A 13,168-nucleotide genomic window follows, 5' to 3' on the forward strand; every position below is an offset into this window, starting at 1 on the left:
GGCCGCCACCGGGCCACATGGGCAATTTCGGGCGGGTGGGTGAGGTCAGTGCAGGCTTATGGCTTACGTGCCCGTAGGGAGAAATTCAGGGGCAGTTCCAGGCCCTCGGGTGGGAAGTACTCGCGCTCGGGGCCCCCGCCAGCGGTCAGGCTCGGCCATGGGCGGTCGGCCCAGGGTTGTTCGTGGAAGAACTCCAGGACCAGGCCAGCCTCGGCCACGGCGGTCAGCAACTCGCCTACCGAGTGGGACCACAGGTACTTGTCGGTGGCGGTGGTCGCGGCGTCGGGATCGGCGTAGGTGCCGTGCACGGTGTGATGGATCGGGGTGGGCCGTGGCCAGTACGGGCGCACGCCCGCCCGGAATTCGGTGGCCTCGGGGTCCAGGGTTTTCGCGATCGGGTGGATATCGGTCAGGTAGAAGAATCCACCCGGGGCCAGGAAATCGGCCACGATGCGCGCCCAGGGGTACAGGTCGGGCAGCCAGCCCAGCACGCCCCGGGAGGCGTAGACGATGTCCCACATGCCGTGCAGATGCTCGGGCAGGGCCATCACGTCGGCGCACACGAATCGTGCGTCTACCCCGGTCTGGGCGGCCAGGTCGGTGGCGATTTCGCATGCTGCGGGGGACAGGTCTACCCCGGTCACTTCCGCGCCGCGGCGGGCCCAGGCGATCGAGTCGGTGCCTATCTGGCATTGCAGGTGCAGCAGGCGCAGTCCGGCCACGTCGCCGACCTCGGCGATTTCGTAGCCGCGTAGCTTGTCGTGCCCAGCGCGCACGGCGTCGAGGTCGTACCAGTCCCCGGCGGCGTGAATGCGGGCCCACTCGTCCCACAACTGGCGGTTGGCGTCGATAGCGGCCGAGGTGTCGGCGGCGGTCGGATCGGTCATATGAGTTCCTGATCGGTTGCGGCGCCCGTGGCGGGCAGGCCTGAAATCGGCCCGCGGCCGCGGGCCCGGCGGGGGTATGTGTGCAGGTCGCAGAGTCGGGCGCGGCGGGGAAGGGCGGGCGGGCGGCGGTGGCGGGTCGGTTGCTGGCCGGTCCGCGGCGGGCCCACCCTCGGCCCACCCTTCCCATGGTGCAAGGGGTGTGGCCCACCCCGACCCTCGGCCCACCCTGGGCCCACCCTCGGGTTGCTGGCCGCCGCGGGTGGGCGGGTGGCTCGGCTCGGTGTCGTCCCGCCCTCGGGTGTCAGTCGTCGTCGGACAGGCCGAATGCGGCGCGCAAGCTCATGTTCACCTCGGCCATGGTGGCCGGGTCGGCGGTCCCGAGGTGCTGCATGAAGTGGGCGGGGTCGGCGGCGGCGGTTGGCCGGATCAGCACCCGCCCGTGTCCGGGGACCGGTACCGCGAGCATGGCCCGCATACCGGTCGGGGCCACGTCGGTGATCTCGCACGTCATCGGCAGACCCGCCATGTTCAGTTCGTCGGCCGAGACCACCAGCACCGTGCGCACTCGCGCGATGCCCTGGTAGGTCCAGATTTCGCCACGCGCGACAGTGGTCACGCAGCGTCCCCGGCCCGGTGCCCGCGGGCGGGGGCGGTGGCGGCTTCGTATTCGGCCTCGGCCTCGGCGTAGGCGGCGGCGGTGGCCTCGGGGTGGGCGGCCTGCCAGGCGGCCAGGGCGCGCGCGTCCTCGGCCAGCAGGCGGGAGCGGATCGCGCCCGTGATCCAGCCGGAGACGTTGCCGCCGGCGGCGTCGCGGGCCTGGTCGGCCAGGCGGTCGGGAACGGTGATAGTCAGTCGTGCCATACGTGGGAGCGTACGCCCGCGCACAGTTCGAGTGTGCTGATCACAGCACACTCACGGTATGCATTTTCGACGGTTCGACTCGACTCTCGACTCTTTCGGAGTCGATCGACTCGACTCTGACAAGCCGGGGGACCACACACACCTATTGCACCCTCAAAAACGAGTCGACTCTGTGGAGTCGAGTCGTTTTGTTCTCCGAGTCGAGTCGCTCGGCTCCTGACCTGCGTGGTGTCCGGTTTTGCGCACGAAAATGAGGGCACGACAAAGGCCCAGGCACGATCAAGGCCCGGAACGGAAATCCGATCCGGGCCTTGATCTCTCAATGGGTATTAGGCATATCCGATTCGCGGGCGTGGGAGTACGTGACTGTTCAGCCCTTACGCGGGCCACGTTCGTGGGCGTCGACCTGGCGGACACGGGCCTGTTCGCGGTCGCGGACCTCGCGGGCGCGGCGGTCGGCATCGGCGGTTTCGCGGTCGCGGTCGAATTTGGCTTGCTGTTCGGCGATTTCGGTGGCGCATTCGTTCATGAACGCGCGCATGCCGCCGCCCCAGTCCCGCGCCACCAGCTCACGTACGCGGGCATCGCTGAGGCCCTTCACCAGGCGCGTGTTGTGCTTGGCGTCCTCGGCGTCGCGGGCTTCGGCGTCGGCGCACTGGTAGAGCCACTCACGGCCCACAGCGGCAATGGCCTGATCGGTGTTCGTGGTCATGGTCTGATTCCTTTCGTTATGCCACCGCGGTTGGCGTGGTGGTCGCTGAGGTGATGGTGGGGTGGAAAAGCTCGCGGGGGGCGTCGGTGAGGTCGGTGGGCAGCGGCTGGAGGTAGTCCTGGTGCCCGTTGCGGACGCTGCAATAGCGGAAGGGGCCGGAGCGGTCGAACAGCTCCCGCATGTGCGGGCCCGCGTGGTCGATCCACCAGAAGGAGCGAAGCGCCGGATCACCGGAGCGCCGGGCGTGTTCGTAGGTCTGCCACAGGGCCCCGAACCGCCGTACGGCTTCGGGGTGCTGCCACCACTGCGGGCACCACACGGTGTCGTTGATGTCGGTGACTTGCCGGGCGTAGGAGTGGGCCAGGAGTCTGGTCACGAACTCGCCCAGAGATCCGAATTCCGGGGTGGTGTCGGTCATTTGAGAGTCCTTCCGGGGACACCGCGCGGGTGGCCGGGCCGGATTGGGGCGGCCCGGACACCCGGGGGCGGCGGCGGGTTTGATCAGGCGATTTCCCAGTCACACACGGTGGTGACGGTCGCGCGGCGCACGACGGTCAGGCCGTAGCCGTCGATCTCGCGCTCGGCCAGGCCCTCGATGATTTCCTCGGCGTCCTCGCGGGCGTCGGCGGCGCTGGCGTAGCTGGTGTACGCCCGGCCGCGGGCCTGGGTGTCGGCGTCGGTGTAGAGCCAGGCACCACGCGCCAGGGCGTATTCGTAGGTGGCGACCGGGCGCGGGGCCGGGTAGGCCGCCGCGAGGCCGGACAGGTCGGCGGGGGCGGGGGCGAAGGCCGGGGCCTCGGTGGCCGGGGGCACGTAGTCGGCCAGGGAGATGACTTTCAGGGCCAGGTCCACCCCGAGCCAATCGGTCATTTCGACCGCCAGCGCGTCGGCGGCGGCCTCGGCCGAGGCGGGGGTGGCGTGCACGGTGACCCCGCGCAGGGCCACGGCGCGGCCGGTCGCGGGGACGACAACGACCCAGCCCGTAGCGGGCTGGGTCGTGGGGGCGGGGATTCCGTTCTCGGTCATGGGACAACCCTAGCATTCAACATTTTGACATGTCGAGTGTTTCAACATGTTGAGCGTGTCGATATTTTGAGCGTCAGGTGAGGGTGCTCCCGAGGCGGGCCAGCAGGGCGGCGCGCTTTGCGGCGGCGTCGGCGGTGGCCGCGGCGATGGTGGCCAGGATGGCGGCGGCGGCCTGCTCGGGCGGGTAGCCGGTGATCGACTCGGCCAGCCACAGCCCGGCCAGGGTGCCGTCCCCGGCCACCTGCGCGGTGATCAGGCCATCGGGGCTGGCGGCGTGGCCTGCCACCCGGCCCAGGCCGTCGGCGGCCAGGGTGAGCGCTTCGAGCTGGTCGCCGACCTCGGCAATGAGAGCGTCGATGGCAGTGCTCATAGCGCACGCACCCAGCCGTGCGGGGCCGTGTCGGCGGCGGGGGCGTCCAGCCGCGCCAGGGCGGCGGCCACGGCCTCGGGGCCGGGCAGGCCGAGGCGGTCCAGCAGCACCGGGGCCAGCCCGGCCGCGGCGAGGGTTTCGCGGCGGCGGGCCCGCGCCAGCAGGGTGCAGCGCTGGGCCTGGCGCACGATCTCGTCGGCCAGGGCGGCGGCACCGCGGCCGTATTCGCTGGCCTCGATACGCAATTCGGTGATCTGCCCGACGTCGGTGGCGGTCACGGTGATGGTTCGGGCGGGGTTGCTGCTGGTGGCGGTGGCCACCAGCGCGGCAGGTTCGGTCATGGGCGGTCCTTGATGTCGGTTGTGGTGGTGTCGGCCCCGAGTACCGGGTCGGTGGCCGCCATCGGGCCCCACAGGGCCGAGGCGCTCTCGGGGTCGCCCCACAGGGTCGTGCGCTGGCCGGGCCAGGCCGGGGGGAACTCGGCGGGGGCGCGAATGTCGCCGATCACCCGCAGTTCCTCCCATTCCTCGGCAGCCGGGGCCGGGGCTGGGCTGGGGGTCGGGGTGGGCTCGGGGCCGGGCAGGGCGGGCCCGCCCGCGAAGCCGGGCAGGTCGAACAGGGCCATGGGTGGGCCTTTCTCGCGGGCCCGGTGGGAGGGGCCACCGGGCCGGGGCCGGGTGGTCTAGGCGGTGGTGCCTGCCTGTCCGTTGCGTTTCTTGGTGTCGTCGGTGCCGGGGGTGGTGGGCTTGCCCGTGATCGGCGGAACGACCGTGCCGCCGGTGTCGGGGGCCGCCCCGGCCTGGGGCTGGGACTGCGGGGCCGGTTGCGCGGCCTGGGGCGTGTTGCCACCGCCGGCGGCAGACGGGTCGAGCGTGGTGGTCCTGGGCGTGGTGCCCGGATCGGTCAGGCCGGGAGTGAGATTGCCGCCGGTCTGGGTACCGCCGCCGGTGCCGGTGCCGGGGTCGGCCAGCCCGGGAGTCAAGCTGTTGCCGCCGGTCTGGGTACCGCCGCCGGTCTGGGTGGTGGCCGGGGTGCCGCCGGTCTGGGTTGTGGTGGCGGCCAGCTGTTTTTCGCCGTACGCCTCGGCCTTCTCGATGCCCGTGGTCAGCACGCTTGCGCCCGAGGTGATCAGCGCCGAGCCGAGGGTGACCGCGCCCGTGATCAAGGCTGAGCCGATGGTGACCCCCGCCGAGAGCGCGGCGGACTGGATTGTCAACTGGGCCGCGAGCTCCGGATTGGTTTCCGCGAGCTTGGAATTGGTGTAGTCGCTGCCGCCGGTGTAGCTGGTGCCGGTGCCGCTGTTGTAGTTGCTGTTCCCGTACCCGCTGTTGTTGCCGTAGTACGTGTTCTGGCCGTTGGTCGGGTACTGGGTGTTGGTGCCGCCGCCGGTGGTGTTGCTCGGGTTGGGGTAGTTGGTGTTCGCGGGCTGGGAGGTGCCGCCGCCGGTGTCGGGTGTGGTCACCACGGGTGTGGTGTCGGCGATGTCTTTGACCTTGGCCGTGTACTGGTCCATTTGGCCGTCGGCGGCCTTGACCACTCCGACCCCGTTCTGTGTGTAGTCCGCGGCCAGGCTCACCACCGAGTCCAGATCGGCTTGCGAGCGTGCGGCTTTCACCAGCGGCGTGGCCTGGGCCTTGAAATCCGAGATGAGGGTGTCGAGGTCGCTGGCAGCCTTGTCGCGGGTGTCGTAGGCCGAGGTCAGCAGTGGCGCGAGGTTGTCGCCCACGTCGGACAGGGCTGCCACCTCGGTGCCGGTCTGCTTGATCACGGGATGTGCTTGTTTGGCGGTCTCGGTGGCCGTGAGCGTGGTGACCCCGCTCTGGTGGGTGTCGTCGGCCGCGCGCACCGTGGCGGGCACTGCCGTGAGCGCTGCCAGGGCGGTGTCATCGGGGCGGGCCCCGGTACCGAGGGCCGCCCGGAGTTTCACCAGCGGCGCGGCCAGGGCCGTGACCAGCGCGGGTTCTTCGGTTACCACGGTGGTGTCGCCGCCCTGGGTTCCGGTCTGCATATCGGTTGTCCCCCTTGCGGTCTCGGGCCTATGCCTGGATTTCGTCGGTGCCGGGCACTGCGCCCGCGATCTTCTCGGCGGACTCGGTGTCCACCCCGCCGAGCACCTGGCCCCAGGTGGTGATGCCCTGGCCGTAGCCGCTGGTGAGCGCCGCCGCGGTTTTCAGCTGGTCGGCGTGCCCGTTCCAGGCCGAGGACCAGGCCGACGCGAACGCCGCGCCGAGGGTGCCCAGCCCGGACAGGTCGATACCGGCCACTGTGTCGGCGTGGTCCTTGGCGGTGCCCAGCAGGGCCGAGGCATCGCCCGCGGCTTTCACGTAGGCCGCGGCGGCGTCGTAGTCGAAACTCACGCGGTCGCTGCTGTTGGTCATGGGTTGCCCTCTCTCAGTCGGCTTTTCGGATTGCGGTGATGAGCACCCGCCCGCCCACGCTGGCGGTGGTGATGGTCTGGTGCCACTGCTGCGGGGTCTTGTCGGTCGGGTACTGCTCACTGAGCACCACCGACCACGTGTTGCCCGAGCCGTCGGCGTCGGCCTTGCTGATGTGTACGCAGTACTTCGTAGCCACGGGCACGGTGTCGATCCCGGCCTGGATCGTGGCGGCGTCGGGCACCGAGGACTCGGAGGCCACCCAGTCCCGGGCCCGTGCACCGGAACGATCCGCGTAGTAACTCCACTCGAAACCGAGAATCGCGCCGGGCCCGCCGCCGTTCGGGTCGCCGGGCCCGGCCCCGACTACGGTGTCGGCGGTGCGGGTGGCGTAGCAATCGCTGGTGGCATGTGGGTAGGTCTCGGTCTGGGCCGGGGTGCTGACCGCGGCCTGGGCGGGTGAGGCGGATCCGCTCGGGTGCGCGGGCCCGGCCGGGGCCAGCAGCGGGGACGAACCGCCGCGCACGTTGACCACGATGACCACGGTCACCACGGCCACCACCCCGGCCACCGCCAGCACCGCAGGCACCGCCGAGCGGGCCCGGTAGACCTCATGCCCGCCATCGGTGTTGCGGCGGCGGCGCTTGAGCCGTGCACGCGCCGCCGAGACCCGCCCGCCGGAGCGGTCGGAGAACGCGGCGCGGGCGGTATCGCCGTAGCTCTCGCGGCCCTGGTTCATCGCGTCGTAGTCGGGCAAGTCGAATTCGTCGGCCTCGTCGTCGAATTCGTCGAATTCGTCCACGTCGTCGGCCGCGGCGCGGGCCGGGGCCACACGGCCGGACTTGGCGGGCACGGGCAGCCAGGAATCCCACGACCCGACCCGCACCACCGCCCCGCCGGCGCTCGGCCGGTCGGGGTTGAACTGCGGGTCAGTGCCGTGGGCGTCCTCGCCGTCGTAGTCCTGGCCGTCGTCGTCGTCGAAATCCTCGTAGTCCCCGCCGGTTTCGTCGTCCTCGCCGTCGTCGGCGTCGTCGGCGTAGTCGAATTCGTCGGCGTCGGTTTCGTCGAAATCGGCGGCGGCGGCCTGGTCCTCGTCAGCCTCGTCGGTGGCCTGGCCGGTCTCGGCGGGCACCGCGGGCTCGGAGGCCATGCGGCGCGAGAGCATCGCGGCCATGGGTGGCAGGCCGACCGCGCGCGGGCGGGGCTTGGGCTGGGCCTCGCCGGTGGCGAGGTCGGGCCCGAAATCGGGATCGGTGCTCATGATTCGGTCCCTTCCCTACGCGCTCGGCCGCTTGCGGGCCCGCGGCTGGCCGGGCTTGCCGTCGCGGCCGATCGCGCGCAGCTTGCCCAGTTCGACCGCCTGGGCCGGGGTGTCGGGCACGGTCGGGGTGATGCGGTGCTCGCGGCCCACAGTGATGCCGGGGAAATCGCGTGTGTAGTGCGCGGTAGCCGTGGCCACCTTCGCGGCCAGTGTCCGGGAGCAGAACGGGGCCTTGAACTGGGTGTAACCCAAGCTGGTCTCGGAAATGATCGTGCCCACGCCCCGGAATTCGGGGCGCATCTTCAACAGCGGGTTCATCTCCGGGAACTCGCGAATGCCCTCACCGAGTGCCGCGACCGCCGCCGCGGTGGTCCGCACCGGGAAGCACAGGGACGTGGTGGCCAGGTCGCGGATGCGGGTCGGCAGGTTGTTGTCCGTGGGTTTCTGGGTGGCCAGCACCAAGAAGATGCCCGCGCCACGGCATTTGGCCATGATGTCGGCCACCAGGGCCACAACCCGCGCGTCTTCCATCCAGGTCTGGCACTCGTCGAGCAAGGCCACCAGCACGGGCCACTCGATCGATGGCGCGATGTCGGATTCCCAGAACGAATCCACGCCAAGGTCGCTCCACATGGTCAGGTAGCGACGGTTCATCTCAGTCTGTAGGCCGGTCAGGAACTCCACCAGCTGCTCTGTGTCACTGCCGAGCAGGTGCGAGACTCGCGGCGCGACGCCGCGGTAGTCGCCGACCAGGGGCGCGGGGGCCTTGCCGTTGGCCACCGCGAGCTGTGTGCAGTTCGAGGGGGCCAGGGTGGTGATGAGACCCAGGCACCACGCGGTCTTGCCGGTACCGGGGTTACCGGCCACCACCATGCCCGCGCCGTTCTCGATCGGCAGAGTGATGCGGTCGGCCCACATGTCCGGGCCCATCGGGACCGCGCCCCAATCGAGGACCGGGCCCGCCGGGGCGGCCATGTCCACGTTCTTGGTCAACGGGTTGGTGACCATGGCGCGCACACGCACGATCTCGGGGGCCTCGGTCTCGCTGGCCTGCACCTCGCGCACCCGCCACGCGGTCACCAGCTTGGCGGCCTTGGCCTGGAATTCGGGCAGGCCCACCGTGTCCAGGGTGCGGAAATACAGCGTGACGCCGTACTCGTCGGCGGTGACGCGGGTCAGCTTGGGAATGAAGATCTTGGACTGAGCCGCCTTGGACTTGTTGTTCCACTGGTCTTTCAGGCTCGGCGTGCGGTCCTCCAGGTACAGGCCCACATTCTGGGCCTGCCGGGCCCACTCCCGCCGGATACGCGCGGCCCGGCGCACGTTGGCCCGGATTTCCGGGCTCTCGGCCCGCCAGTAGGACATACCCACCCCGTATCTGTGTGCTGCGGTCGCCGTGGTCAGGGCCAGCAGTGCAGGGCCGCCACCGACGGCGCACTCGGTGAGCGTTGATGCGAGAGCCATCGGGCCCTCACCTCCTCATGCGTGCGTTCGTGTGCGGATTTCGCACACGATCCAGTGTGTGCGATAACCACACTTCGCACAAGTCCGCACACGATCCGCGTGCGGGCGTGTGCGACCACGCCGAGAGAGGGAGGGGAGCCGCCAATGTCGGCCGCGCCCCCGCACTGCCACCTGACCACGATCTAGACCGGAAAACCTACCCGCGACCGGGGGCAGCAACCCACGCGACAACCGGCCCACCAACACCCCGAATCGGGGCACTCACCCCGCGCACGCTCCCGAATAGTTGCGCACGTCAACAACCCTCCATACACCTCTTGCACTCTGCGCTCGCGGGCCGGAAACCCGGCCGGAAATCTGGCACGATCGGTCACTTCCCACGACACCGCGCGCCCTGCTTGCTACCGAGGGCCACCACCGCCGCCGAGGGCCACCAGGGCCCCGAAATCGCCTGGCATTCGCTGAAATCCGCCGGCGCCGCCCGCGGCCGCGCACAGAACCGCAGGTCAGGGCACACACCAGAGGCCCCGAAACGGATGCCGGGCGATAACCGGCCCGTGCACGCTACGGATAAACGCAGGTCGGAGGGGGGCCGCCTCGCAGCGGCCCCCCTCCGGAGCGGAATGAGCCGGGCCTACCGGCCGTCGGCGTCGAGCGGTTCGGCCTGGCCGGGCATGGTGCAGCGGCATCGCTCCACCGGTTCGACCGGGTCGCCGTCGGCCCCGAGCACCCAGCCGTCCCCGCCGCAGTGCGCGCACCCTCGGGCTGGTGGCCGGCGGGTGCCCGGGGCATCGAACAGGGCCGGGCCCGGATCGGGAGTGACCTTGCGCCGCCTACCCACGGACCTGCTCCTCAGCCTCGGCCCGGTAGCGGCTCACCAGCTCACGCAACGGCGGCCGAGCCGCGGGCCGCCGGGAACTACCCCGATGTGATTCCAGGCCGTCTATGGCCGCGCTGGGGGCCAAGACGGGGTGGCTGGTCGCGCCGATCGGCGGCCACGCTTCGGCATCCTCCGGAATCAGGGAATCATCGGCGGGGATCAGGGAATCGTCCGCCTCGCTGTCGAACCCAGCCGCGCCAGTCTCCGCGCCCGCGGTCTGTTGGTCACCTTGAAAACCGGTTTGCGAGGTGACCCAGTGATCGACGCGCCCAGCGGTTAAATCCGCCGGGGGTTTGGGGGGGAGGCGGTCCGCCCCCCCGATCTCGTTTCCTTCGTCTTGTTTCTTCGTCTTGTTTAGGGGCTCATTTCGGCCCCCGGTCCGGGGGCTCATTTCGGCCCCCGGCCGGGGGCTCATTTCGGCCCCCGGGGAATCGACCCCGGTCAGGGCCATGGAACCGTCCTCGGCGGGCTGATCCGCGTCCCCGAGAGCACTGGCCGAATCCTCGGCGGCGGCGGCCTCGGCTGCCGCCCGAGCGGCCTCCTGCCGTGCTTTGAGGTCGTCATAGAAGTCCTGCAACGACTCCGGCCCGTCGTAGTCCGGCGGCGGTGACTTGTGAATGACGTAGTAGCTGTGCACGCGGTATCCCCCGCCAGGTACAGGCTCGGTGATGATCTCGATGGCGTTGATGGCCACCAGTTCCCGCAGGTACGGCTTGATCTTCTTGCCCTCGCTGTAGCCAAGCATCTCGGCCAGAGTGTCCTGGGTCGGCCACACCTTCCGGTCGCCCTTCTTGGCCCGGTTGGCATTGAGATGGGCGCACAGCGCCCAGTACAGCGACAGCGCCGGGTGGCGGACCTTGTTGGCCTGCAAGGCCAGCATCACCCAGTCCCCCAGCATTGAGAACGGCAATACCGGCTCCGGCCGACCCTCCCTCATCTCGATGTCGTCGTCATCGCGGACCTGCCGCGTCCGCCCCCGGCTCATCGGGACACCGCCGATACGACCAGACCGACACGGGCGGGTGAAGTGCGAAAACGGGATTTCACAGGCGCTTCCTCGGGTTCGGAAGCGGGGCGGCGGTTACGACACGCCAACGAGTGAGGGTGTTACGTCGCCGCCTGTCGGCGGTCCCCTGTATCGTCATGCACGCGTCCGCGCACCCGCTTCGGGTTTCAGGCCCCGGCTCCTGCAATGAACCGTCTGCTAAACGGTTCGGGAGTCGGGGTTTTTGGCATTCGGCAGGTGCCGAACTCCATCACCGAACCACATCAAGGTGGTTCTCCACACCAGCGACACGCGCGCACACGGCGTAGACGTACAGCTGGTGTGACATGGGGCTTCTCTCGGATAGGCCGCCACCCCGGAAGTTGTTCCGGGGTGGCGGTTTTCGCAGTTATCGGGTGGTTATTGCGGGCTGGGCTTCACTGACCCTCGGCGGCCAGCAGTTCCAGCAGGTCGGCCGGTTCGGGCTCGGCCAGCAGGCCCAGCACCAGCCCCGCCAGCGCGGCCGGATCCGAGTTGTCCTCGGGATAGGTTGCCCACCAGGTGAGGGCCTGGGCGCGGGTGTCGGCGGGCAGGCCCTCGCACCAGCGCCGCAACCGGGCGTGGGTGACCTTCGCTTCGGCGAGTAACCGCCCCTTGTGGAAGCACTTGGGCGTGCCGTTGGGGTACCAGTCATCGGGGATGAATTCGTGCCAGGTGCCCGTGATCGCGGTCTTGGTGCACTGGGAGTGGAATCCTCCGCTGTAGCTGGACCTTTCGCTGAGCCGAAGGCTTTCGAGGCCGTAGTCGATATCTGCGATGCAGGTCCCGACTTGGGGAGTGAAGGCGCGCAAGAGTGTGCGTTCGGCCTTGGTCCAGGTCACAGTGCCCATTCGTGGGCCCCTTCCCAGCCGTAGACCCAGCCCACGGCGAAACCGGCCGCGGCGGCGGTGGCGGTCAGGCCCAGGGCCCAGCCCGCCATGCCGAGGATGCGGCGGGCCGGGGTGGTGGTCTCGGTGGTGGTGTCGGGGGTTTCGATGGTGGTGGTCATTGTTGTTGCCTCTCTGGGGTTTTCGGTGGTGGTCATGCGGTGGCCGTGAACAGGCCGTAGATGTCCCAGTCGGCGGCGGTGCCGCCGGTGAACTCGGCCCACGTGCGGGCGTCGGCCAGCGCTTGACCGGCCGCGTCCCAGTGGTCGTGGATTTCCAGCTGCCACACCACGATTGAGTGCGCGGTGGCCTTAGCAACGACGTAGTAAACGGCCTCGGGGTTGACCTGTGCGCCGCCGCGATTGAGGGTGCGAACGTTGCTCATCACTGCCCGCCGTTTCGGGTCGCATCGCGCATCGCGCGCACCTGGGCGGGAGTGATGGACGACAGCACCACCACGTCCCAGACCCGAGGGTCGAGGCCCTGGGCGCGGGCGGACTGCTGGGCCTCCCACACCGCGAGGCGGGCGGGCAACCAATCCGGGTGAACCTTGCCGTCCCAGGCGATCAGGTCCACGCCCTCGGTGCGGGCGGCCATGTAGCCGATCACCCGGGCCGGATCCACGGTGGGCGTGTTCATCGGGGGTTCTCCATTCCGCCGTACAGGGCCGCGGTGAACAAGGACGTGTTGAGCGCGCGCGACAGAGCGCCGGCGGCGTCCTCGGCGGGCACGCTGGCCCCCTCGCGCGCGGCCGAGGTCAGGGCCCCGATGGCGATATCGGTGCGATCCCGCAGGGCCAGCAGGGCGGCCACCATACGAATGGCGTTGCCGCGCCCGGCGGCGTCGACCGCGAGTACCGCGGCCTCGGCCACGGCGGCGGCCTCGGTACCCAGCAGCAGCGCCAGGGCCTCGGCCTCGGCCGCGGCGTGCGCCTGGGCCTCGGCCTGGCGGGCCTGGGCGGTCCGGGAGCGGGCCGGGGCCGGGGTGGCCGAGCGCCGTCCGAGGTTCCAGCGGGCCCGGCCGGTGGTGGTGAGAGTGGCCATCACTTCGCCCCCTCGGTGCTGGCCAGGGCCACCAGGACGGCGGTGGTACGCGACTCGCACAGCACGCGGGAGAGGTACTCGCCATCGATGGCGGGCCCGTACTCGTCGGCGCTGGTCACCAGTTCGTATGCCTTGGCGTCGAAATCGCGTGCCAGGCGCGCGAGTTCGGTGGTGCCGCCGGGCACGGTGAGCGCGGCCACCAGGGCCAGCAGGGTGCGGGTGGCCTCGGCGACGCGCACGGCCAGGTGGGATTCGAGATAGCCCGTGGCCTCGGCGGCGGTGGCCACGTCGGCGGGGATGGGGGACAGGTTGGTCATTGCAGGGTTCCCTCCGTGGGATGATGGGAGGGCGGGCCTGGGCATGGTGATGATGTCCAGG

The 13,168-nt window shown here is 70.3% G+C and carries 21 protein-coding genes; all 21 read right to left on the reverse strand.

What is annotated here, in order from left to right; genetic code table 11:
- Positions 1 to 56: 56 nt before the first annotated feature.
- The 21 genes from ACWEKS_RS44375 to ACWEKS_RS44475 all read right to left on the reverse strand — a co-directional run bounded on the left by ACWEKS_RS44375 (position 57) and on the right by ACWEKS_RS44475 (position 13,107).
- Positions 57 to 887, reverse strand: coding sequence for a class I SAM-dependent methyltransferase (locus tag ACWEKS_RS44375; RefSeq protein ID WP_452345706.1), 831 nt, complete (start codon positions 885 to 887; stop codon positions 57 to 59).
- Positions 888 to 1,188: 301 nt separating this feature from the next.
- Positions 1,189 to 1,503, reverse strand: a complete 315-nt coding sequence (locus ACWEKS_RS44380; RefSeq protein WP_379472694.1) for a type II toxin-antitoxin system PemK/MazF family toxin — start codon at positions 1,501 to 1,503, stop codon at positions 1,189 to 1,191.
- The gene (locus ACWEKS_RS44385; protein ID WP_379472695.1) at positions 1,500 to 1,748 is read right to left on the reverse strand and encodes a hypothetical protein; all 249 of its coding nucleotides are present in this window, start codon (positions 1,746 to 1,748) and stop codon (positions 1,500 to 1,502) included. The genes ACWEKS_RS44380 and ACWEKS_RS44385 overlap by 4 nt, the downstream gene beginning before the upstream one ends.
- A gap of 370 nt (positions 1,749 to 2,118) precedes the next feature.
- On the reverse strand, positions 2,119 to 2,460 hold the full coding sequence (locus tag ACWEKS_RS44390; protein WP_452345707.1) for a hypothetical protein: 342 nt from the start codon (positions 2,458 to 2,460) through the stop codon (positions 2,119 to 2,121).
- Between the two features lie 16 nt (positions 2,461 to 2,476).
- Positions 2,477 to 2,878, reverse strand: a complete 402-nt coding sequence (locus ACWEKS_RS44395; RefSeq protein ID WP_452345708.1) for a DUF4913 domain-containing protein — start codon at positions 2,876 to 2,878, stop codon at positions 2,477 to 2,479.
- Positions 2,879 to 2,961: 83 nt separating this feature from the next.
- Positions 2,962 to 3,486: a hypothetical protein gene (locus ACWEKS_RS44400; RefSeq protein WP_452345709.1), complete on the reverse strand. Its 525-nt coding sequence runs from the start codon at positions 3,484 to 3,486 to the stop codon at positions 2,962 to 2,964.
- A gap of 73 nt (positions 3,487 to 3,559) precedes the next feature.
- Positions 3,560 to 3,856 carry a YbaB/EbfC family nucleoid-associated protein gene (locus ACWEKS_RS44405; protein WP_452345710.1) on the reverse strand — a complete coding sequence of 99 codons (297 nt, stop codon included), beginning with the start codon at positions 3,854 to 3,856 and terminating at the stop codon, positions 3,560 to 3,562.
- Positions 3,853 to 4,197, reverse strand: a complete 345-nt coding sequence (locus tag ACWEKS_RS44410) for a hypothetical protein (RefSeq protein ID WP_452345711.1) — start codon at positions 4,195 to 4,197, stop codon at positions 3,853 to 3,855. Before ACWEKS_RS44410 ends, ACWEKS_RS44405 begins: the two co-directional genes overlap by 4 nt.
- A complete protein-coding gene (locus tag ACWEKS_RS44415) occupies positions 4,194 to 4,481 on the reverse strand; it encodes a hypothetical protein (protein ID WP_452345712.1) in 288 nt (95 codons plus the stop codon). Before ACWEKS_RS44415 ends, ACWEKS_RS44410 begins: the two co-directional genes overlap by 4 nt.
- A gap of 57 nt (positions 4,482 to 4,538) precedes the next feature.
- Positions 4,539 to 5,864 carry a hypothetical protein gene (locus ACWEKS_RS44420; protein WP_452345713.1) on the reverse strand — a complete coding sequence of 442 codons (1,326 nt, stop codon included), beginning with the start codon at positions 5,862 to 5,864 and terminating at the stop codon, positions 4,539 to 4,541.
- 28 nt (positions 5,865 to 5,892) lie between these two features.
- Positions 5,893 to 6,234, reverse strand: coding sequence for a hypothetical protein (locus ACWEKS_RS44425; RefSeq protein WP_452345714.1), 342 nt, complete (start codon positions 6,232 to 6,234; stop codon positions 5,893 to 5,895).
- A gap of 13 nt (positions 6,235 to 6,247) precedes the next feature.
- A complete protein-coding gene (locus ACWEKS_RS44430; RefSeq protein ID WP_452345715.1) occupies positions 6,248 to 7,492 on the reverse strand; it encodes a hypothetical protein in 1,245 nt (414 codons plus the stop codon).
- Positions 7,493 to 7,507: 15 nt separating this feature from the next.
- Complete coding sequence (locus tag ACWEKS_RS44435; protein ID WP_452345716.1) at positions 7,508 to 8,956, reverse strand: hypothetical protein; 1,449 nt, start codon at positions 8,954 to 8,956, stop codon at positions 7,508 to 7,510.
- Positions 8,957 to 9,590: 634 nt separating this feature from the next.
- Positions 9,591 to 9,797: a hypothetical protein gene (locus tag ACWEKS_RS44440; RefSeq protein WP_452345717.1), complete on the reverse strand. Its 207-nt coding sequence runs from the start codon at positions 9,795 to 9,797 to the stop codon at positions 9,591 to 9,593.
- Positions 9,790 to 10,821, reverse strand: a complete 1,032-nt coding sequence (locus tag ACWEKS_RS44445; RefSeq protein WP_452345718.1) for a hypothetical protein — start codon at positions 10,819 to 10,821, stop codon at positions 9,790 to 9,792. The genes ACWEKS_RS44440 and ACWEKS_RS44445 overlap by 8 nt, the downstream gene beginning before the upstream one ends.
- A 437-nt stretch (positions 10,822 to 11,258) precedes the next feature.
- Positions 11,259 to 11,711, reverse strand: a complete 453-nt coding sequence (locus tag ACWEKS_RS44450; protein WP_452345719.1) for a hypothetical protein — start codon at positions 11,709 to 11,711, stop codon at positions 11,259 to 11,261.
- Entirely contained in the window at positions 11,699 to 11,869 is a 171-nt protein-coding gene (locus tag ACWEKS_RS44455) for a hypothetical protein (RefSeq protein ID WP_452345720.1), read from the reverse strand. Before ACWEKS_RS44455 ends, ACWEKS_RS44450 begins: the two co-directional genes overlap by 13 nt.
- 32 nt (positions 11,870 to 11,901) lie before the next feature.
- Complete coding sequence (locus ACWEKS_RS44460; RefSeq protein WP_452345721.1) at positions 11,902 to 12,132, reverse strand: hypothetical protein; 231 nt, start codon at positions 12,130 to 12,132, stop codon at positions 11,902 to 11,904.
- Positions 12,132 to 12,386, reverse strand: coding sequence for a hypothetical protein (locus ACWEKS_RS44465; protein WP_452345722.1), 255 nt, complete (start codon positions 12,384 to 12,386; stop codon positions 12,132 to 12,134). Before ACWEKS_RS44465 ends, ACWEKS_RS44460 begins: the two co-directional genes overlap by 1 nt.
- A complete protein-coding gene (locus ACWEKS_RS44470; RefSeq protein WP_452345723.1) occupies positions 12,383 to 12,790 on the reverse strand; it encodes a hypothetical protein in 408 nt (135 codons plus the stop codon). Before ACWEKS_RS44470 ends, ACWEKS_RS44465 begins: the two co-directional genes overlap by 4 nt.
- Positions 12,790 to 13,107, reverse strand: coding sequence for a hypothetical protein (locus ACWEKS_RS44475; RefSeq protein ID WP_452345724.1), 318 nt, complete (start codon positions 13,105 to 13,107; stop codon positions 12,790 to 12,792). Before ACWEKS_RS44475 ends, ACWEKS_RS44470 begins: the two co-directional genes overlap by 1 nt.
- Positions 13,108 to 13,168: the final 61 nt, after the last annotated feature.

The sequence above is a fragment of the Nocardia sp. NPDC004711 genome, assembly GCF_053601595.1.